The organism is Rhodobacter capsulatus (genome assembly GCF_003254295.1).
In the GTDB taxonomy this organism is placed as follows: domain Bacteria; phylum Pseudomonadota; class Alphaproteobacteria; order Rhodobacterales; family Rhodobacteraceae; genus Rhodobacter; species Rhodobacter capsulatus.
Genome location: NZ_QKZO01000003.1, coordinates 98197 through 118030 on the forward strand (window position 1 = coordinate 98197; position 19834 = coordinate 118030).

Consider the following 19834-nt stretch of genomic DNA (forward strand, 5'->3'; position numbering starts at 1 on the left):
AGGGGATTTCACCGGCGCATCCGCAAGATATCGTCGAACGCGCACCCCAGCCTTTGTTCTGCCTTCAGCACCACCAAAGCCGCCGCGCGCGCGTCTTCCGCGGCGTCGTGATGCGCGAAGTCGAGGCCAAGACGGTCCTTCAGATGCGCGAGGCCATGCCCGCCCTTGCCGCGAAATTCGGGCCAGGCGCAGCGGGCGATCCGGACGCTGTCCTGCCAGCGCCAGTCCGGTTCCGACACGCCCGCCAAGGCAAGCGCGCCAGAGATCGCCCGCCGATCGAAGCCGCTGTGCTGAAAGATCACATGACGGCGCAGCAACGGCTCAAGGAACGCTATGACATCGAGAAATCTTGGTGCCCCACGCACCTTCGCAGGCCCGATCCCGTGCAATTGCGTGTTGAACGGCGCGAACGGCGCCTCGGGGTCGATATAGCTCGACCAGCTGTCGATCGTCCCGTCAGGACGCACGCAGGCAAGGCCGATCTGGCAGATGCTGGCGCAATCTCCGTTGGCGGTTTCGACATCAAGCGCCACAAAGCGATATTCCGCGTCCGGCAGCGGCGGAATAGCGCCCGATGGTGCGCGGAAGGTCCCGGCTTCGACCGGGGATGACACGAAATCTTCGAGCAACCGGGCACAAAGTCCGGGCAAGGCGTCGGCGTCCAGCCGTGAACTGCGCGCATCGGTGCGCAGCAGATCCCCGTCAAGATAGGGGTGATAGGGTTCGAACACGAGGTTCGGCCCCGCCGCGAAAAAATCCACCGCCGCCCCCTCGGCCCAGCGCGCGAGCGTCTTTTCAAGGGGCGGCGCATCGGTGCCGCAGGTGACCTCAAGAAACCCGTCGTGGCGTTCGACCTGATGCCCGACGCCCTGCAACGCCAAGGCGAGCGTTGCAGTCCGAACGGTGCCGCATCCTGTCGCCAGAAACCAGTTTCGTGGGCCGATATTCACGATCGCAGACCGCCCGAAACCGGCAGCATGGTAATGGCTGCGGGCCTCGGACAGCAATTCCGCTGCGGTCCGGTCCATGTAGACCGGGGTCTGATCGCCCGTGTAGATCTCGCGCATCTTTTCGATCACCCGGTCGTGGATCAGCCCGGGCTCGCCGCCGAAACGGGGCGGCACACCGCCCTTTGCAGGTTCGACGACGATGATTTTCGCGCCGGTGTCGATGTCCCGCACGCTCCAGCGACGCCCGGAGAAGATCAGCATCATGCCGGGGGCAAGGATGTTGTCGAGCGGGATCGTCCCGAGGTCGCGGCCCGCAGACATCAGCCGGTATTCCTCGGGTGTCGGGAAGACGGCGTAAAACCCGTAGTGCGCGACCAGTTTTTCGCCGCGCGGACCAAGCAACAAAAGCCCGTTGGCGGCCTGTTCGATCAGCCCGACCTCGGCGCGTCCGATCGCCCGCAGGACATCCATGAAGAGCGGCGCCGAGACCTGGCGAAACGGCCCTTCCTTGCACAGCAGCCGATATAGCTGTGAAGCCGAGGCGCCGCCCTGCCCCGCGATCACCGAAAGAACCTGATGCACGAGCGTCGAAAGATGCAGCTGATCGGCGCGCGGAGGTTCGCACCAGCCCGCAAGCAGAAGCTCGATCATCGCCACCGCCCGAACAAGGCCAAGCCGCAGCCGGTCGACAAGCCCGCTTTGCGGTGTCAGCCGCGTCTCGACGGAATATTGCCGCAAGATCGCGGGTTGGCCCGCGCGGCGCCCCGAACGCCCGAGCCGCTGACGCAACGCGGCCACGCTGAACGGCGCGCCGATCTGCGCCACGCAGGTGACATCCCCGATGTCGATGCCCAGTTCGAGCGTCGAGGTGCAGATCGCGGTGGTGGGTTTGCTCCAGTCCTTCAGCCGCGTTTCGACGAAATCGCGATGCTCGCGCGACAAGGAGGCATGATGGGGATAGAATTCCTGCGGCAGACGCGCCTCTTCGCAGCGCGCACGCAGCCGGTCGGCATAGATTTCAACGGATTGCCGCGCCCCCGCGAAGACCAGATTGTCACTGCCGCGCAGATGATCGAAGAGATGCGCGGCAATCGCGTCGGTGGCCGAGGGGCCGCGTTCGTCTTCCTCACCCGAGAGATAGCCGCGCAGCTGCAAGCGCAATTCTGCCTCGCCCCCCGAGGCCGCGATCAGCGTGACCGTTTCGGGGGCATCGGGGCGCAGATAGCGCCGCGCAAGGCCCATGTCGCCCAGCGTCGCCGAAAGGCCGATCCGCCGCAGGGACCGGCCCGTGGCCTGTTCCAGCCGGGTCAGAAGCGAGCGCACCTGCACGCCGCGCTCGCTGTCGAGGATGGAATGGAGTTCATCCAGCACCACGCTGCGCGTGGCACCGAAAAGGCGTGGAATTTCAAGCCCGCGCCGCACGAACAGCGCCTCGAGCGATTCCGGCGTGATCAGAAGGATGCCGCGCGGGGCCTTGAGAGCGCGCGCTTTCACCGAGGCCGCGACATCGCCATGCCAGGGCACGACGGGCAAACCGCTCTCGGCACAGATGTCTTCAAGCCGTCGCGCCTGATCGGTGATCAAGGCCTTGAGCGGACCGATATAGAGCAGATCAAAGCCCGGTTCGGCGGCGGGGGCCTCCAGCACCTGCGAGATCAGCGGCAGGAAAGCCGCCTCGGTCTTGCCCCCGGCCGTGGCCGCGGCAAGGATCAGATCGCCCTGCCCGTCACAAATCGCGCCTATCGCGCGGCTCTGGATGTCGCGCAACTCGCGCCACCCCTGCGCGCGGATCCATTTCTGGACCGGGCGGGCGAGTTTCTCGAAGGCGCCGCTCACGCCCTTGCCCTAAAGCCGGAAACTGACAAGCTCGTCCTCTCCTTGCGGCGGCGCGGCCCCGGTCGTTTCGTCGACGTCGCTCATGTCATCGCCCTGATCGGGGTGCAACGCGATGCCGGTGATCAGATCGGACCAGGCGACGCCGGGATTTTGCTGCAGCACGGCCAGAAGGTTGACGAAGGCGGTGACCGTGTTGCGCGGGGTGCGGAAATAGGCCTCGCCGATGCGGTCCGAACAATGCGCCATGAAGGCTTCAAGCGCGGCATCGGGGAGCATGGCGTCTTCGTGCTGCATGACCGCGCGGATGTTGTGCAAAAGCACGAACAGATCCTCGGGCGTCAGGCTGGCAAGCCGCATCACCGGCCCGGACAGATCGACCAGCCCGTCGCGCGCGAAGCTGTTTTCCGCAAGCCGCGATTGCAGCGCCTCGTAGCTGTAAAGGCCGCGCCGGGTGTTCATCAGGAATTCCGGCGTGCCCCCCATCAGGAACCCCAGATGTTCGGCGCTGCCTTGCAGCACATCGTTGAGAATGCGCAGGATCTGTTCATAATTGGCGTTGCGCGCCTGCGCCGAGGTCAGCTTGAACAGGTTCACCATCTCGTCAAGCCCGACGAGCAGCCCCTTGTAGCCCGCCGCGCGCACGAAGGCCGACATCAGCTTGAGATGATCGTAGACGCTTGCATCGTCAACGATCGTGCGCACGCCAAGCGCCTTGCGCGCATCGGTGCGGGTGGCGAATTCGGCGCGCAGCCACCGCAGCGCCGCCGACTTCAACTCTTCATCGCCCGCCTCATGCCCCTCCCAGTAGCGGCGGATGACCTCGGCAAAATCGAAGCCGCCGGTCAATTCCTCGAAATGCGCCAGCCGCGCGCGGATCACCATGCCCGTCGGCGTATCGGTCTCGTCCGCCTCGCGTTGCGCTTGCGAAACGAAGCGTTCGACGACACTGGCCAGCGCGCCGCCGTCCGACTTTGTCCGCGTCGAAAGATTGCGCGCCATCTCGGCATAAAGCCCGCGCGCCTGCCCGCCGGAGGCATGCAGACGCCGATCCGGGGCCAGATCGGCATACATCACCACGAGCCCCTTTTCCAACGCCACCAGCCGGATCAGGTTCATGAAGAACGTCTTGCCCGAGCCATATTCGCCGATCACGAAGCGGATTGCGGCGCCGCCATCGGCGATGCGGTCGATATCGCGGACCAGCTCCTCGATTTCGCGCACGCGGCCGACCTGAAGGTGCCGAAGCCCCTGCTTGGGCACGACACCGGCGCGCAAGGCCTGCACGATCGCATCGCGCTCACGGGGTTTAAGCGTCGACATTCTCTTCCTCCTTGGCAAAGTGCCCCCGCACCGCAGCAGCAATCTGCGGCGACACGTCGTAACCGTCGTAAGCGTCCAGCAGCGCCTCGTCATGCGTCTCGAACGCCCATTCGTTGATCGCCTCCAGCGCCCCGGCGGACATCAGACCATGCCGTTTGCAGGCGGCCTCGAAGGCCGCTTCGGTCAGATGGGTGCAGTTGACGATCTCGAACACCAGCGCGGAAGCGGCCGGATCCAGCCCCTTGATCACCGTCACACTGCCGCCGGAAGCGGCAGACTCGGGCGTCGACGCCTCCTCCTGCGCCTCGGCCGACGTGCCGAAAATCTCGCCCAGGACGGAGGAAACACGCGCCGTATCCGAGCGGATCGCCGCGATCAGCGCCGGATCGAGCGCGCGGCGGGGGGCCGATGCCTGATCCGGGATCGGCTCGCCCGGGGCTCCGGCGCTGGCGGGCCGGACCCGAACCGGGACATCATCGCCCGCATGGATATCGGAATAGACAAGCCCCGGATCGAGGCCAAGCGCCCGGTAGAGCTTCTCGATCTGCGCGACCTCCTCTGGCTGGATCAAGCCGTCGGCATGGGCGGCGGCCACCAGCGCGGCACGCAGGGCGCTTTGCGCCTCGGGGCCGGCCTCCTTGAGCTTGCGGCGCAAGAGCGCGCTATCGGGCGGCACGGCAAGGTGCCATTCCATGTTGGCTTTCAGCTGCAACCGCTCGGGTTCGGAGATCTGGTCTGCCCGCGCGATCCGCGCCAGAAGCGCCTGCCGCTCCGGTTCGGACACCACACCATCGGCCAGCACGACCACGGCGCCAAGCGCCAGTTCGAGAAGCGCCAACCGATAGGCCGCAGACACGTCCTCGAGGTTCTCGACCGGTGCCTCGAGCGCGAAAATCACCAGCGGCTCATCGACTTTCGGGGCGCGCAAGGCAAAGCGCGGATCGGGCGCAAGCCCGAAGCCGATGCGGGCCAGCGTGTCGGCAGCCCCCGTCAGCTGTGCCTTGGTGAGCTTTTCGGGCCGCGTGCCCTCGATCCGGGCGATCACATCCGTCGCGGGAACAAGCCCCCCTGCCGCCACGCGCTCCGATGCCCAGGCCCTCAGCGCTTCCAGCTGCGTCGAGGGGAACAGCGCGCGCAATTCCGGCGGCAGCAGGGCATGGGCCTCAAGACTCCCACGGCCTTCCGGGTTGCGCCCAAGATAGCGGCTGAACCTTTCAAGCGCTTCCGTAACCTCATCGGCGATTTCCCGGGCGATCTCGACCGGCTTCCGGACCCCGGAAATATCGGGCAAGGGCTTGCCGTCGAGCCGCGGCGAAAGATCGGCCTGAAACTCCTGCGACGCGGCCTGATACCGGGCCTCAAGGCTCTTGCGGGGCTTGGTGACCTTCAGGCCCTCGGGAAATCGCGCTTCGAAACGCAGCCGAAAGAGCGCGCGAAATTCCTCGGCGCAGCGTTTCGATGCGGTGCGCATCGGATGCTCGGGATGGCAGATCAGCCAGCTGAGCGTCCAATCCCAGCCAAGCGGTTCCCCCTGCGCAATCTTCGTTCCGATCGCGGCCTTCACGCCAAAGGGCAGCTCCCAGCCATGGAAATCGAACAGGGGCTCCGACGCGGCGGGGTCACGAACCGCGATCTGCGCGATCTGGATGAACTCGCCCAGATAGCGCTGCGCCGATCCGTTGTGGGCGTAAAGCGATGCAAGGCGCCTGACTTCCTCGAGGATCTCACGCTTTTCCTCTTCGGGCGCCTGATCGATGAAGAAACGACGTTCAAGTCCATAGAAATACAGGAACATGTAGCCCGGGTCATAGCTGGCATCCCTGCGGCCACCCGCAAGCCAATCGAGATAGGTGGCCCGGCAAACCGGGGAAATCTCCGAATAACCTGGCCAGTAGGGCATCTCTTTGCCCTCCTTGTCGGCGCCGTAGGCCGCAACCGACAGCGTCGGATCAATATAGGGGCGGCTCTTCCTGGAATACCCCTCGCCCCCAAGGCGCAGCGGAGTGCCAACATAGACCATCCCGCCGATATCGCGCCCGGCCAGATCGACGCTCTGATGGCCCGGAACCCAGCCTTGCAAGGAACGCGCCGGTGTCGGGCGCTTTGCCAAGGCTTGCTGTTGCGGCGGTTCGTCACGACTGGCCCTGCGCTGCTCTTCCAGCTCCCTTTGACGATTGTTCCTCCAGTCGTTCTGTCCAAGCCGATGCTGTTCTGCGCGCTCGCGTTGCGCCCGCAAGGCTTCGCGGTCCCGCCGCAGGCTCTCGTCCCCCGCCGCATCCCCCGTCGCATCCCCCGTCGCATCCGGCCTCGCGTCCAGGCGGGGCGCCTCTGTCGGCTGTGGCAAGACTTGCGGGGCAGGCGCGGCTTTGCCGGTTTCAAGGCTGCCGCGCCCGATCCAGACGGCCCCGGGCAATGCCGCGCCCGGCGTTACGGGCGGAAGCGGCGGCGGCGCGTTGACCCGGGCGTTTTGCGCATGACGCGGATTGTCCGGCGTTTCAACCGTGTCACGACGAAGCCGCCGCTTGCGGCGCCGTCTTTCCTGCGCCCAGACCAAGACCGCCGGCCCCCCGAATGCCAAAGCCATCTGGGCTCCGACCGGCCAGTTTGGCAGCCCCAGAGCGATCGCGAACAGGCACAGCATGACGTAAAGCGCATAAAACAGCATCATGCGGAGAAGCGAAACAAGGACTGCGAGCATTGCGGGTCTCAAATCGTGATGCTTGTATTCCGTCAATCTGGGCGATGTCCCAGGTTTAAGCAAGACGCCGAAAGGGTCGGGAAAGGCGTGGGCTGACTGATTGCAGCCGCCTGATGTCGCGGGATTGCCAAGTTGCGGTTCAGGCGCCCCGTCCTTCGCACGCGCCCCGCGCACGGCGGGATTCGCGGCGGGATTACCGCAGCAACAGGCGCAATCCGGCGACCGATATCTCTGCGCCAGGCGGAACTGCCGACCATTTCTGGGGCGTGACAGGGCGTCCATTGATCAGCGTGCCATTTTGTGACCCCAGATCCCGAACGTGAGCCATGCCCCCCTCGACCCGCAGCAGACAATGCTGCCCCGAGACGCGGGGATCGTCGAGCGGCAGCTGCGCCCATTTGCGGTCGCGCCCGATGCGGATGGGGGCCGCCGGTGCATATCCGGGCAGCTTGCCCAGGGCCACCGACCGCCCCGCCAGCCGACCGTTGAGAAAGGCGATGCGCCGCGCCGCCGTCGGCGGAACCCCCAAAGGCCCGTACCAGACCGTTCCCGCCATCCGGTCATAGCCCGCAAGCCCGGTCACGCGCAAACCGGTCAGCCCGCCGAACATGACCCGGCCGATCGCCCGGGTGATCCGCCGCGGCAGCGACAACGGGCGCCCCTCGCGGTCGCGCATCGACAGCCCCAAGGCGATGCGTCCCGGGCTGTGCCCCGACAGGACCACGTCGGTGACCACCCAAAACGCCCCCAATGCGAACAAGATCAGAACCGCATTCGCATAGGGGGCGACCTCGGCGGGCAGGATTTCCCGCGCCTCCCGCGCCACGAACGGCTCTGCCAGCTGCACCAGGCCATAGACCGTCAGCAGGTCCATCGTTCCGGCCGCAAGCAGCAACGACGCGGCCGCCCTGCCCTCCAGAGATCCGCTGCCCGCCATCAGTTTGCTCCAAGTTCGATGAACACGAGGAACGCGGCGGTCGAGATCGCAAAGGCCAGCAGCACAAGGCTTCGCTCTTCGACTTCGGCCGCGCCGACACCGGTCCGGCTGGCCGACAGGTTCTCGACCGTGCAGCGCATCGCCACCATGGCGCCAAGCAAGGTCAGCACGAACTGCTGCGGCAGATCCGAGGGGTGGCGCGGAGCGATCAGCCAATCGCCAAAGCCGGTGAGAAACCCCGCAGCAACCAGCGTCGCCAAAAGCGAGATCATCAACCGGACGGTGCGCGCATGGTGACGCAGCACTTGCACGATCAGACCCAGAACCCAGCCAAGACCCGCCGAGAAAAGCCAGAACAGCGCCATGCGAATGGGTAGCGGCGCCTGATCGAGCGGGAGTTGCGGAACCCCCAGATCGTTTCCGGAAGCCACCCAGCCAAACAATCCCGCGATCGTGCCGCCGACCGAAAGGATGTCGGAAAAGCTTCCGAGCACACTTGCCACCCGCATGTAACGCGAAAACAAATTGTGAAGCGGGGACTGGCGTCGCGTCCTTGCCGGCACTGCAGCCTCCTCCAATTCCATTTGCAGCCTTCCGGCCGAATCAATCCCGATCTTGCCAATCGTCCTGCCGCTGCGCGAGTCCATATTTCCGGGTTGGCATGAATGCGGACGGGAAATTGTTTTGACCGCAATGGAAACCGCCACGCGCACAAGATGGCGTCTTTAAATATGAGTGCCGAATGAATATATTGTATTTTATCACATTGAGGACACAAATTTGTGTTGAGATTCGAGAAACTGGATATAATCTCTGCGCAAGATATTCGACAAAAGATTGGAGGCATCTGTGATGCGCAAGGTGATTGTGACCAGCCTTCTGCTGGCGTCCATGGGGCTTGGCGCCTGCACCGAGACCACGGGGGGCATGGCGGGGGGCGGCGGGGTCGGGCTGGCCTAGGTATCGGCCCAGAAAACCCCGGCCGAGCGACAGCTGGAAGCCGATGCGAAAAGCCTCAATCAGGTGACCAGCAACATCATCGTGCGCAACACCCTGGAAGGGGCCGCGGTTGGTGCTTTGGCGGGCTGCGGCCTTGTGCTGTTGATGGGCGGCGACGGCGATGATTGCGCCCGGGGGGCTGCGCTGGGCGCCGTCGCGGGCGGGGTCGCGGGCAATCAGGTCGGTCAGGCGGCGGCCGCGAAAAAGACCGAACTGGTGAAGCGCGATCAGGTTCTGGCCAACCTCAAGGGGGTGAGCGCCAAGCTGAACGGCGTCGAAACCAGCCTGCGCGCGGTTCTGCGGTCGCAAAATTCCGAAATCGCCTCGCTCAAGCGGCAACTTGCCAACAAGCAGATCAGTGATGCCTCCTACCGGGCGCGGCTGAATGCGATCAACGCCAACAGGCGCACGGTCGATGCCGCGCTGGCCACGAGCGAACGCAACATGAGTACCACGCGCAACGAATTGCAGGCGGCGTCGAAAGGCGGCCAGAAAAATCTGGCCACGCTGTCGAGCGCCGCGGCAAGCACCCAGGCGCGTCTGGCGCGCAACCGCAAACTTCTGGCCATCGCCAATTGAGTTTTCCGGCGCCGCCCATTTGACCGGGAGGCGTCGGCTTTCAACCGGTCCGAGGAAATCTCATGATGACACGCTTTCTTTTCGCGCTGCTTTTGCCCGGTGCCGTCATACTGTCCGGGTGCAGCGGTTCCACCGATCCGGAGACGGCCCATCTTTTCGACAATGTGCGCAATCTCAACACTGGCGAATATGACCGGCAGATTGCCGCGAAGGATGCCGAAGCGGCCGCGATCATTCGCAACAACAATTCCGCCCAGGCCCGTATCGGCGGGCTGCAATCGCAAACGGCCTCCAACGCACAATCGATCGCGTCGCTGAAGTCGCAGATTGCGGCCGTCCGGGGCGAGGCTGCGGCGGCACGGGCGCAGGTGGCGGGCAATCCCGAAAAGCTGGCGCAGCTGAATGCGCTCGAAGGGCAGATCAACGCGGTGCAGGCCGATGTGGAGGCCGGGGGCGATCTTGCGGTGACACGGGCCGAGTTGCGCCGCCTTTCGGCGTCGATCAGAGCCTTGTCCCGCTGACCGGGGCTCGACGGTGGCGCGGCCCGGTTGGCGACGGCGCCCCAGCTGAATGCGCAAGACGGGGGACACCCAGATGAAGACCACTTCGCGTTTCCGCACCGCCATGACGATGGCGGCCACCGTGCTTGCGATGGCCGCCCCCGTCGCGGCCCAGCAGATCGGCCCTGATGACAAGCCCGCGCCCGGCACGACGGCCGCGGCCACGCGCTTTCCCGCCGAGGGTCTGGCCGTGCTCGACTGTGCCCCCAAGGCGCCCGCGCCCGCGGACAGCTGCGTGTTGCGGGTGCCGCCAAGCCGCGAACGCGACCGTATTTCGAAAGTCGAAGCCGGTGCGGCCAAGGGCGATTTCGCGCTCAAGCGCGATCTGGCCGAGATCGACCCCGCCTTGCGGCTGGCGGAGACGATGGTGCTGATCGACACCACCCCGGCGCTGGGCCTTGCGCGCAAGCCCAGCTGGCCGCGCGAGCGCAGCGTCATCGCCGAGGTGCTGCGCGGCTTGCCCGCGGGGCAGCCGGTGGCGCTTTACGGCTTCAGCGAATCGCTTGAACGCCTGTCCGATTTCACCACCGACCACGAAGCGCTGGCCCGCATCGTCGAGACGCTGGAGTTGCGCGGCTCGAACACCCGCATCGCCACCAGCACCCGCGACGCGATCGACGTTCTGGCGGCACGATCCTCGACGGTGTTGCGCAACCTGATCGTGATTTCCGACGGCCAGGAAGAGGGCAACCGGACGATTGCCGAAGTGTCCCTGGCGGCGGCCGAAAAGGGGGTGACGATCTCGACGCTGGGGCTTTTCTGGCGTCCGGTCGGCGTGGTGGAAAACGGCAGCGGTCTCGATTACCTGCAAAAGTTGAGCGAGGGGACGCTGGGCACCAGCAAGGGGATCGAGCTGCAAAGCCGGGACAAGGGCCGGGTCGCGGCCGATGTCGCGGAGTTCCTTGCCACGGTGAACCGCGCCGCCGACAGCTCCGGTCTCATCGTCCCCAAGGGGGCCCCGGTCGAGGCCGACATCACCGTGACGCTGCGCAAGCCGCGCGCCGGGGTGCCAGGGGTTTACGACGAGGAACTGATCACGGCGCGCTTCACGCCCGAGGCGCTGCGCAATCCGCCCGAAGTGACACCGGCGCCGCCCGCCAAGCCACCGGCCGCCGCCCCGGCCCCCGAGCCCTGGTATGAGCGCGAGTGGCAGGGCCTCAAGCTGATGTGGTGGGCGGCGGGTGGCGGTCTGGCGGCGGTGCTGCTGATCGTGGGGCTGGTGCTGGGGCTCACGCGCAAATCGGCGCCCGAGCTGGACCTTGAGGCGGACTTTCCGCTTGATCTTCCCGAGGATCTGCCCCCCGCGCCGCCGCCGGCCCCCAACGTCGCCCTGCCCGCGCCGCGCGCCTGGCTCGTGCGGACCGATACCGGCGAGCGGCTGGCCGTTCGCAAGGCGCGCGTCAGCATCGGACGCTCCGACAGCTGCGAACTGGTTCTCGAGGACAAGAGCATCTCGCGGCTTCATGCCGAGCTCGAGCAAGCCGGCCCCGACAGCTTCAACCTGACCGATGCGGGCAGCCTGAACAAGACCCGGGTCAACGGCAAGATCATCACCGGCGCCAAGGCGATCAAGGCAGGCGACACGCTCACATTCGGGGATCTTTCGGTTCGTTTCGTGCTGGCCTGAACGGCGCCCCGAAGCAAGTCCCATCGGCCGCGCGAGGCGGCCAGAAACAGGAGTATGACATGGGTGGAACCGACAAGACGAGCTGGCTCGAAGGGCTCGAACATGACGCCGATGCCCCCTTTGCCGAAACCGATCCGGCGAATGCCTATACCGAGACGCTGGGCGCGGGCTGGACGGACACGACGGTGACCCCGCTCGGAGAGGCCAAGACGGTGCTGAGCACGAGCGCGCGCGCGGACCGCACCCAGATCGCCATCGGCCGCGCGATCGAGGAGGACGGCGCCGCCGCGATGGAAGACCCCGTGACCGGCTGGCTCGTGGTGATCAAGGGGCCGGGCATGGGCCGGTCGATGCAGATCGGGGCCGGGCTCAACACGCTGGGCCGGTCCGACGAGGAACGCGTCCCGATGCCTTTCGGCGATCCGCAGATCTCCTCGCACGATCATTTGCGCATCATCTATGACGACGAAAGCCGCAGCTTCATGGCGGTGCCGGGCACCGGCAAGAACGTTTCGCGGATGAACGGGCAGATCATCGCGATGCCGGTGACGCTTGAGAACTATACGACGATCCAGCTGACCAAACAGACCGCCGTGCGCTTCGTCGCCTTTTGCAATGCGGGGTTCGACTGGGCGGACCTGGCGGGCGACGGCGAGGGCAAATGAGCGTCGCCGTCGGCAGGCAGGGTCTGGGCGCGCGCGAGCGGCAGGAGGATGCCTATGCGATCTCGTGTCAAAGCGAGACCGACCCGGCAACCGATTATCTGATCGTTCTGGCGGACGGCATGGGCGGCCATGTCGGCGGCGAGGTGGCCTCGCGCATCGTGATCGACACGTTCGAGCGCCATTGCATCGCGCAATCGCGCAATCCCAAGCCCGCCGGACGCCTGTTCGAGGCGATGGAGGTCGCCAATGCCGCCCTGCGCGAACGCATCGCGCGCGAGCCGCAGCTGGCGGGGATGGGCTCGACGCTGGTGGCGGCGATGAAACTGGGCAGCAGGCTTTACTGGCTTTCGGTCGGGGACAGCGCCCTCTATCTGCTGCGCGGCGGCGTGCTGCGTCGGCTCAACGCCGATCATTCGGTGCGCGGCGAACTGGCCGAACTGGTGCGCGCGGGCAAGATCCGGTCGCAAGATGCCGAGGCGCACCAGCGCAAGAATGCCCTCAGATCGGCGCTGATCGGCGAAAAGATCGCCCTGGTGGACGCCAATTCGATCCAGCTGGAGCGCAAGGACATCCTCTTGCTGGCCAGCGACGGGCTCGAGACCCTGGACGAAAGCCGCATCCGTCAGATCCTGTCGCAGCCCGGGCGCAGCGCGCCGCAGGAGATTGCGGCCGATCTGCTCAATGCCGTCGATGCGGCACGGGCCCCGAGGCAGGACAATACCACCGTCGTCGTGGCCCGCTACGATCCCTCGGCGCTGCGGCTGCTGTCCACCCGCAGTCTCTTCGACCAACGGAATTCGCTGCTGTCCAAGGTGCCGCCTGCGGCGGCGATCGGTGGCGCGGCCCTGCTGGTGGCGGGTCTGACGACGCTGATCTATCTGATCGGCTGGGGCGGAGAGACCCCGCCAGCCCCCGGCCAGAGCGCCGCGACCGAAGACGCGACCTCCGCCAAGCCCGCGCCCGACGCCGCTTCGCCGAAGGCCGGACCGCATTCCGCCGCGCCCGGTGGTGACGACGGCGATCGGGAACGGCCGGGGTCCGAGGCTCCGGGCTTGGCCGTGCCTGAAACGCCCCCGCCGCCAGAGGGCACGCCGCGGACGGAAGCTGATGCGACGGCGACCGATCCGGCCGATGCCCCCGCGGCAACGGACGACGGGCTGATCGAGGGCGCACCGGAAAGCCGGGCGACGGTCGACGCGGCGCGCCCGGCCCCCGATGCGATCCCGCCCCCCGATGCGATTGCGCCCGAGGGCGTGACGCCGCCCCCTGCGCCCAAGGAGGAGAAGGCGGTCCCCGAAGCCGCGACCGGGGCCGCGACCTCTGCCCCGCAGGCTGCGGAGGCGACGGAAAAGCCGCAGGGTCCGGCCATCTTGACGACCTCGCCTCTGCCTGTGCCGAAAAATCTGCCCCCCGAAGCCGGGACCGGGGGCGGCGCCGCGGCGGCACCGGCGGGGGAGTAACGACCGATGCAGGACGCGCTGCCGGTCGGAACGAAGATCGCGGGCTTCGTGCTCGACGCCCCGTTGGGGCAAGGGGGATTTGGCATCACCTATCGCGCCCGGTCGCAGGACGGGGCGGGCGATTACGCGATCAAGGAATATTTTCCGTCGGATTTCGCCCGGCGGGCCGCAGACGGGATCGTGCTGCCGCGCGACGGCAAGGAGGCGGCACGCAATTTCGAGATCGGCCGCAAGGCCTTTCTGGAGGAAGCCTTCATTCTCAAGGATTTGCCGCGTCAACCGGGCCTTGTCCGGGTCCGCGGCGCCTTCGAGAAGCTTGGAACCGCCTATTGTCTGATGGATTATGTCGCCGGAGACCCGCTGGACGTCTTTGCCCGTCTGCGCGCGCAGTCGGGCGAACTGCCCGACGAAAGACAGCTGCGCAAACTGATCGTCACGCTGTGCCGGGCCTTGAGCGCCGTGCACAAGACGGGCTTCATCCATCGCGACGTCAAACCCTCCAACATCATCATGACCGCTTCGGGCGCGCCGGTTCTGATCGACTTCGGCGCGGCACGCCGGATCGGCCAGGGACGCGGGCTGGGCTCGATGCTGTCGCGCAAATACGGGGCGCTCGAACAATTCCCCGGCCTGCCGCGCAGCCGGACCGGGGGACAGACCCTGATCGAAGGGCCCTGGACCGACCTCTTTGCCCTGTCGGTCGTGCTTTATGAATGGATCTCCCAAAGCGTGCCCCCGCCCGCCGATTTGCGTGCCGAGGAACAGGCGCGCAGCGGCAGCGATCCTTATGTGCCGGTGCGCCAGATGCTGCGCCGCAATCGCGTCGAGACGGTCCATTCCGACACGCTTCTCGCGCTGATCGACCGGGGCTGCGCGCTGATGCCCAAGGACCGGCCGCAGACCGCGCTCGACTATTGCCGCCCGATCGAGCGGATGGGGCCGCTGCCCGGCGGCCCGAGCGCGGGTCCGACGCCCCCTCCCCTTCCCGGCGCCAGCGAGGAGGTCGCGGCCTCCGCCAGACCTCGGCCAGTGCCGCATATCCAGTCCGACGGACCGCGATCCGACCGCGCCAAGATCGTCACGATGCTTCTGATCATTTTGGGCATTGCCATTGGCGCGACGCTTTTCGGTTTGATCCCGCAGGAGAAATTCTGATGCGCAGCACCACCCTCAGACTGCGTCGCCTTGCCCCTGCGCGCCTGTCCTGCGGCGCGGGGCTGGTGTTGACCTGCCTTGCGCTGACGGGCGGGGGCCTTCCTGCCGTTGCCCCTGCCCAGACGCCTTCGCTCGAGATGATCGTCTCGGCCGCCGATCCCGCCGTGGGCCGGGTGCTGGTCGAGGGCCCCGGAAGCGTCGGAACCGGTTCGGGGTTCATTCTGGGGCGCGCCGCACAGGGGGCAGAGCTTCACTTTCTGACCAACCATCACGTGATCAGGGGCGCCAGCACGATCCTTGTGGGGTTTCATCAGGATGGCGCGGTTTTCGTCTATGATGCCGAGATCGCCGCCCAGAGCGCCGAAATCGATCTGGCGGTGCTGACGCTGCGCCCGAATGCGGGCGGCAGGGATCCTTCGAACCGGCACCGGATCAAGGCGTTGCCGATCCGTCGGCAGCTTGCGCGCAAGGGTGAAAGCGTGGAGGCGATCGGCTTTCCCGGGACCTCGGATTTTCTGGGCACGACGCTTTTCGATCCGGACTTTTTCATCTCGACGCTGACCAGCGGCAATGTGTCGAAGATCACCCATGCCAATTGGGACGATCCCGGCAGCGACACGCGTTTCGACATCGTGCAGCACACATCGGCGATCAATCCGGGCAACTCGGGCGGGCCCTTGCTGGATCGCTGCGCCCAGGTCGTGGGGCTCAATACCGCGGTGGCGACAGACAGCGGCGAGGGCGATGCCGCCAACGACACCTATTGGGCGATCGGGGCGCCCGAGATGATCGGATTTCTGGACGATCATGGCATTCCCTTTCAGCTCGCAAGCAGCGATTGCGCCGGGCCCGGGGCAGAGGCCGGGGCGCTGGCGCAAGCGCCGGCCCCCGCGCCATTGCCCCCCGCGCCGCTGCCCCCCGCAACCGCGACGCGGCCTGCCGCCCCCGCCGAGAGCCTGCCGAAGATGGTGTTCCGGCTTCCCACTTGGGCGGTCGCGGCGATGGCCTTCGCCGCCGCGCTTGTGGTGATCGGCGGTGCGGTGCTGGCGGCGCGGTCCCGGCCCGCGCCGGAGCTTGCGTCGGGGCCCGCCCCGGAGCCGCTGATCCTTCCCGGAACCGGGCGCCCCGGGGCCACGGCTCTGACGCTGGTGTTCGGCGGTGATCTGCGGCATGGCGTCGATCGTGACCGGCTGAGCCGCGGCTTGCGCATCGGACGTGGCCCCGAGGCCGATATCCGCGTCGATGGCGCGGGGATGAGCCGCCTGCATGCCGGGCTGCGCCTTGAAGGGCGGCGGCTGATGCTGACCGATCTGGGCTCGACCAACGGCACCCTGGTCGATGGCCGCCGACTGGTCCCGAACCGCCCGGTGCAGATCACCTCGCGCTCCCGCATCGTGATGGGCTCCGAGCCGGTGTCGCTGATCCCGACCGAGGCACGCGGATGACCGGGCGGGTGCTGCAGGTGCGCAATCTGGGGATCAGGCTGAGCCCCGAATTCGCCGTGGTCATCGACCGGCTTGACCTTGAGCCCGGAGAGGTGCGGGTGTTCGACAGTGCCTCGGGCACCGGCAAGAGCACCGCGCTCGGGCTGATCGGCGCGGCGATCCCGGGTGGCGGCATGCCGGGGGAAAGCCTGCGGCTGTGCGGTCGGGCGGTGACGGGCGGCGCCGTCGACCGGGCGCATTGCGCGCCCCCCGACGTTCTGGGCTTCGTGTTGCAGACCGCAAGGCTGGTGCCGTTCCTGACGCTGGGCGAGAATATCGCCCTGCCGATGCGGCTGACCGGCCTTGCGCCCGATCCGGACTGGAGCCGCCATGTGCTTGACCGGCTGGGCATCGCGGATCTGCTGGGGCGGCGGCCCGATCAGGTTTCGGTCGGCCAGCGCCAGCGCGCGGCCGTGGCCCGGGCGCTGTGGGCGCGGCCGCGCCTGCTGCTCCTGGACGAGCCGGTCTCGGCGCTTGATCCGGCCAATACCGCCGCGGTCGAGGCGCTGATCGCCGAATTGGCCGCCGCGGCGGGGGCGGCGGTGTTGCTGGCCTCGCACAAGGCGGCCGAGGGCGCCTTTGGCGGGGCGCCGCGCTGCCGTCACCGGCTGGTCATCGACCGCGAGGGGGTGCAGGTGAGCCTGTTTACCGGGCAGGAGGCGGCATGAAACAGGCGCTCATGATCGCCTGGCGCGAGATGCGGCACGAATGGCTGGCCAGCCTGTGTTTCGTTGCGGCCCTGGCGGGGGGGCTGGCGCCGCTTCTGGTGGTGCTGTCGCTGAAAAACGGCGTGATCGAGGCGATGGTCGATCGGCTTGTCGAGGACCCCGCCAACCGCGAGCTGATCGCGGTCGGGGCGGGGCGGCACGATGCGGCGTTTTTCGAGCTGTTGCGCCAGCGGCCCGACGTGGCTTTCGCGATGCCCGCCACGCGCTCGATCAACGCCCAGGCCAATGCCCTGCGCAACAGCGCGGGCCGCGAGACCGCGCGCGCGGTGACGCTGATCGGATCGGGCGAAGGCGATCCGCTGCTCGCGGGGGCGGCCCCCTTTGTCGCGCCCGGGGGGGTGGTGCTCAGCGAGACGCTGGCCAAGGCGCTGCAGCTGCAGGCGGGCGGACAGGTCGAGATCCTGATCGCGCGCGATATCGACGGGCGGCAAGAGGCGGCACGGGCGGATCTCGAAGTGCTCGGCGTCCTGCCCGCGGTGCGCTATCCGCGCGCGGCGCTGTTTCTGGCGCTGCCCGATCTTCTGGCGGTCGAGATGTTTCGCGACGATCCCGCGATCACCCCGGCCGATTGGCGCAGCCCCCGGGCCGAGCCCGACAGCTACGCCTCGTTCCGGCTTTATGCCCGCCGTCTGGAAGACCTGACCCCGCTTGCCGCGGCCTTGCGGGCCCAAGGCGTGGAGACCCGGCCGCGGGCGCAGAATGCCGAGCTTCTGCTGGGGTTTCGAGACACGCTCGGGCTTCTTTACGCGCTGATCGCGGCTTTGGCGGTGGCGGGGTTCTGGGCGGCGATGGCGGCCAATCTGCGCGCCATGGTGGCGCGTCAACGGGTTGCCTTCAGCCTGTTGTCGCTGATCGGCATGGCAAACAGGCGGCGTCGGCTGGTTCCGATGCTGCAATCGCTGATCCTGGTGATGGCCGGGATCGTTTTGACGCTGGCGCTGGTTCTGGGCCTCGATCTGGCGGTGAACCGGCTTTTCGAAAGCACGACCGGCGAAACCGTCGCGCGGCTGCGGCTGTGCGATATCGGCGTGACATTGCTGCTCGGGATCGTGACGGCGGTGACGGCGGCGCTTTGGGCGGTGCGGGCGATCGACCGCATCGGGGCCGAAGACGTGCTGCGGGAAGGATGAGGACGGAGGCATGCCGATGCGGACAGGACCGATGCGGACGGGATGGATGACGATGATCGCGACGGCGGCTGCGCTGGCCACCATGTCGGGTGCGGTTTTCGCGCAGACCGCGGCCGCGCCTGCGATCACCTGGGAGGAAAAATATTACAACCCGCAACCCGCCGAGGGAGATCTGACCCTGCCCATGCCCTGTGGCGGGGCGATGGTGTTTCGTCGCATCGACACGCCGAACACCGAGGGGGCGATCGGCGATGTCGCGGTGGTTCTGGGTCAGGAGGGAGAGGCGCAGCCCTATCTTGACGGGCTGCGGCGCGGTTACGTCTCGGGACCGTTTTCGGATGCGGACGGCGCGGCGGACAGCGCGGCGGGCAGCTCGGCGCGCGGCTATTTCTGGATGGCGAAATACGAACTGGCCGAGGCGCAATATACCGCCGTGACCGCGCCGGAATGTCCCGACAAGGCGCCGCGCAAGCGCGATTTCCTGCCCGCCGTCGGTCACAGCAAGATCGACTACGATCTGTTCGCGCAAAGCTACACGCTTTGGCTGTTGCACACCGCGCCGCAGATGCTGCCCGCCGTCGGCGCTACGCGGGCCTTTCTGCGTCTGCCCACCGAGGAGGAATGGGAATTCGCCGAACGCGGCGGCACGGCGCTGTCCGAGGCCCAGTTTCGCGCGCCGCTGCCGCCGCTGGCAGAGGGCGAAAGCCTGTCGGAATACGTGGCCTATGGCGGCACCGAGAGCGCGGGCGGCAAGATCCAGATCATCGGCACGCTCAAGCCCAATGCGCTGGGACTGCATGACATGCTTGGCAATGCCGCCGAAATCATCGGCGCGCCCTTTTACATGGTGCGGCACGGCAGGATGCACGGGCAGGCGGGCGGCTATGTCAAGCGCGGGGGCGATGCGCGCACCCCGGCCGAGAGCCTTGGTCAGGCGATCCGCTACGAGGTCGCGCCCTATGATCTGATTTCGGGCACGGTGGCCAGCGACCGCTTCACCGGCACCCGGCTGGTGATCTCGGCCCTGTCGATCACCGCGCCCGACCAGCAGGCGGCGCTGATCGGGGCGCTTGACGATCTGGCGCGGCCCGATCCCGGGTTGAAGGGCACCGCCACGGAAACCGAGGCGCGGCAGTTGCTGGAGCAATTGGCGGCGGCGGCGGCGGACGGGCGCGAGAAATCCCGCATCGAGCGTATCCGCGCGGTGATCGACGCCGCCCAGGCCGAGCGCAACGCGCAGCGGGACCGCACCTTGCGGATGGTGATTTCCGCCTCGGTGATGGTGTGCGATCAGGCGGTGCAACGGCTGCTGAACGCTTTTGCCATCTCGATGCTGCTGCCCGATTACGACAGCATGGAGATGACGGCGATGGCCGCGCATGACACCGCTCTGGCGGCCGAGGTGCGTGCCGAACGCGAGGCGGCCTTGCAGAAGCTGCGCGAGTTGAAGGCCCTGACCGAGGGCGAGGTGAACGAATATTCCGATCTCGTCGAAGGGCTGGGGGCGGACTATTCCGCCGCGCTGCTGGAGGCGCAGTTGCAGTATCTGCGGCCCGAAATCCTGGCCCGCTCGGCCCGGCGGGGCTCGTGCCTGGCGCTTCTGGAAACCCATCTGGACGCCCGCCGCACCAAGGGCTTCGCCGATATGTCACTGATCACCAAGGATTTCACGGCGATGGCCAAAGCCGCCGCCGATCTCAAGTAAG

General features: G+C 67.1%; 15 protein-coding genes. 10 read left to right on the top strand and 5 right to left on the bottom strand.

Annotated elements, in window-relative coordinates; all coding sequences use genetic code 11:
* Positions 1–8: 8 nt before the first annotated feature.
* The 5 genes from LY44_RS05090 to LY44_RS05110 are packed head-to-tail and all read right to left on the bottom strand — an operon-like array spanning position 9 to position 8388.
* On the bottom strand, positions 9–2786 hold the full coding sequence (locus tag LY44_RS05090; RefSeq protein WP_081024525.1) for a DEAD/DEAH box helicase: 2778 nt from the start codon (positions 2784–2786) through the stop codon (positions 9–11).
* 9 nt (positions 2787–2795) lie between these two features.
* Positions 2796–4106, bottom strand: coding sequence for an ATP-binding protein (locus tag LY44_RS05095; protein WP_055209859.1), 1311 nt, complete (start codon positions 4104–4106; stop codon positions 2796–2798).
* Positions 4093–7086 carry a tellurite resistance TerB family protein gene (locus LY44_RS05100; RefSeq protein WP_223230670.1) on the bottom strand — a complete coding sequence of 998 codons (2994 nt, stop codon included), beginning with the start codon at positions 7084–7086 and terminating at the stop codon, positions 4093–4095. The genes LY44_RS05095 and LY44_RS05100 overlap by 14 nt, the downstream gene beginning before the upstream one ends.
* Entirely contained in the window at positions 6998–7741 is a 744-nt protein-coding gene (locus tag LY44_RS05105) for an FHA domain-containing protein (RefSeq protein WP_055209860.1), read from the bottom strand. Before LY44_RS05105 ends, LY44_RS05100 begins: the two co-directional genes overlap by 89 nt.
* Complete coding sequence (locus tag LY44_RS05110) at positions 7741–8388, bottom strand: hypothetical protein (RefSeq protein WP_055256477.1); 648 nt, start codon at positions 8386–8388, stop codon at positions 7741–7743. Before LY44_RS05110 ends, LY44_RS05105 begins: the two co-directional genes overlap by 1 nt.
* Positions 8389–8764: 376 nt before the next feature.
* Between LY44_RS05110 and LY44_RS05115 the strand changes: the two genes are divergently transcribed.
* The 10 genes from LY44_RS05115 (at position 8765) to LY44_RS05160 (ending at position 19833) form a co-directional block, all read left to right on the top strand.
* Positions 8765–9319: a hypothetical protein gene (locus tag LY44_RS05115; protein WP_111395971.1), complete on the top strand. Its 555-nt coding sequence runs from the start codon at positions 8765–8767 to the stop codon at positions 9317–9319.
* A gap of 65 nt (positions 9320–9384) precedes the next feature.
* The gene (locus LY44_RS05120; RefSeq protein ID WP_223230671.1) at positions 9385–9840 is read left to right on the top strand and encodes a hypothetical protein; all 456 of its coding nucleotides are present in this window, start codon (positions 9385–9387) and stop codon (positions 9838–9840) included.
* Between the two features lie 73 nt (positions 9841–9913).
* Positions 9914–11506: an FHA domain-containing protein gene (locus tag LY44_RS05125; RefSeq protein ID WP_160320061.1), complete on the top strand. Its 1593-nt coding sequence runs from the start codon at positions 9914–9916 to the stop codon at positions 11504–11506.
* 59 nt (positions 11507–11565) lie between these two features.
* Positions 11566–12171: an FHA domain-containing protein gene (locus LY44_RS05130; protein WP_055209864.1), complete on the top strand. Its 606-nt coding sequence runs from the start codon at positions 11566–11568 to the stop codon at positions 12169–12171.
* Positions 12168–13631 (top strand): PP2C family protein-serine/threonine phosphatase, encoded by a 1464-nt coding sequence (locus LY44_RS05135; protein ID WP_055209865.1) that lies wholly within the window; start codon positions 12168–12170, stop codon positions 13629–13631. Before LY44_RS05130 ends, LY44_RS05135 begins: the two co-directional genes overlap by 4 nt.
* A gap of 6 nt (positions 13632–13637) precedes the next feature.
* Entirely contained in the window at positions 13638–14786 is a 1149-nt protein-coding gene (locus LY44_RS05140; RefSeq protein WP_055209866.1) for a serine/threonine protein kinase, read from the top strand.
* The gene (locus tag LY44_RS05145) at positions 14786–16231 is read left to right on the top strand and encodes a trypsin-like peptidase domain-containing protein (protein ID WP_055209867.1); all 1446 of its coding nucleotides are present in this window, start codon (positions 14786–14788) and stop codon (positions 16229–16231) included. Before LY44_RS05140 ends, LY44_RS05145 begins: the two co-directional genes overlap by 1 nt.
* Positions 16228–16938: an ATP-binding cassette domain-containing protein gene (locus tag LY44_RS05150; RefSeq protein WP_055209868.1), complete on the top strand. Its 711-nt coding sequence runs from the start codon at positions 16228–16230 to the stop codon at positions 16936–16938. The genes LY44_RS05145 and LY44_RS05150 overlap by 4 nt, the downstream gene beginning before the upstream one ends.
* Entirely contained in the window at positions 16935–18128 is a 1194-nt protein-coding gene (locus LY44_RS05155; RefSeq protein WP_055209869.1) for an ABC transporter permease family protein, read from the top strand. Before LY44_RS05150 ends, LY44_RS05155 begins: the two co-directional genes overlap by 4 nt.
* Before the next feature lie 46 nt (positions 18129–18174).
* On the top strand, positions 18175–19833 hold the full coding sequence (locus LY44_RS05160) for a formylglycine-generating enzyme family protein (RefSeq protein WP_223230672.1): 1659 nt from the start codon (positions 18175–18177) through the stop codon (positions 19831–19833).
* Position 19834 lies beyond the last annotated feature (1 nt).

Bases quoted from the DNA above. Each gene is read 5' to 3' on its own strand.
- LY44_RS05120 (WP_223230671.1), top strand. From the start codon at position 9,385: ATGACACGCTTTCTTTTCGCGCTGCTTTTGCCCGGTGCCGTCATACTG.
- LY44_RS05135 (WP_055209865.1), top strand. From the start codon at position 12,168: ATGAGCGTCGCCGTCGGCAGGCAGGGTCTGGGCGCGCGCGAGCGGCAG.
- LY44_RS05140 (WP_055209866.1), top strand. From the start codon at position 13,638: ATGCAGGACGCGCTGCCGGTCGGAACGAAGATCGCGGGCTTCGTGCTC.
- LY44_RS05105 (WP_055209860.1), bottom strand. From the start codon at position 7,741: ATGGCGGGCAGCGGATCTCTGGAGGGCAGGGCGGCCGCGTCGTTGCTG.
- LY44_RS05160 (WP_223230672.1), top strand. From the start codon at position 18,175: ATGACGATGATCGCGACGGCGGCTGCGCTGGCCACCATGTCGGGTGCG.
- LY44_RS05150 (WP_055209868.1), top strand. From the start codon at position 16,228: ATGACCGGGCGGGTGCTGCAGGTGCGCAATCTGGGGATCAGGCTGAGC.
- LY44_RS05125 (WP_160320061.1), top strand. From the start codon at position 9,914: ATGAAGACCACTTCGCGTTTCCGCACCGCCATGACGATGGCGGCCACC.
- LY44_RS05100 (WP_223230670.1), bottom strand. From the start codon at position 7,086: ATGGACGCCCTGTCACGCCCCAGAAATGGTCGGCAGTTCCGCCTGGCG.
- LY44_RS05095 (WP_055209859.1), bottom strand. From the start codon at position 4,106: ATGTCGACGCTTAAACCCCGTGAGCGCGATGCGATCGTGCAGGCCTTG.
- LY44_RS05110 (WP_055256477.1), bottom strand. From the start codon at position 8,388: ATGGACTCGCGCAGCGGCAGGACGATTGGCAAGATCGGGATTGATTCG.
- LY44_RS05145 (WP_055209867.1), top strand. From the start codon at position 14,786: ATGCGCAGCACCACCCTCAGACTGCGTCGCCTTGCCCCTGCGCGCCTG.
- LY44_RS05130 (WP_055209864.1), top strand. From the start codon at position 11,566: ATGGGTGGAACCGACAAGACGAGCTGGCTCGAAGGGCTCGAACATGAC.
- LY44_RS05155 (WP_055209869.1), top strand. From the start codon at position 16,935: ATGAAACAGGCGCTCATGATCGCCTGGCGCGAGATGCGGCACGAATGG.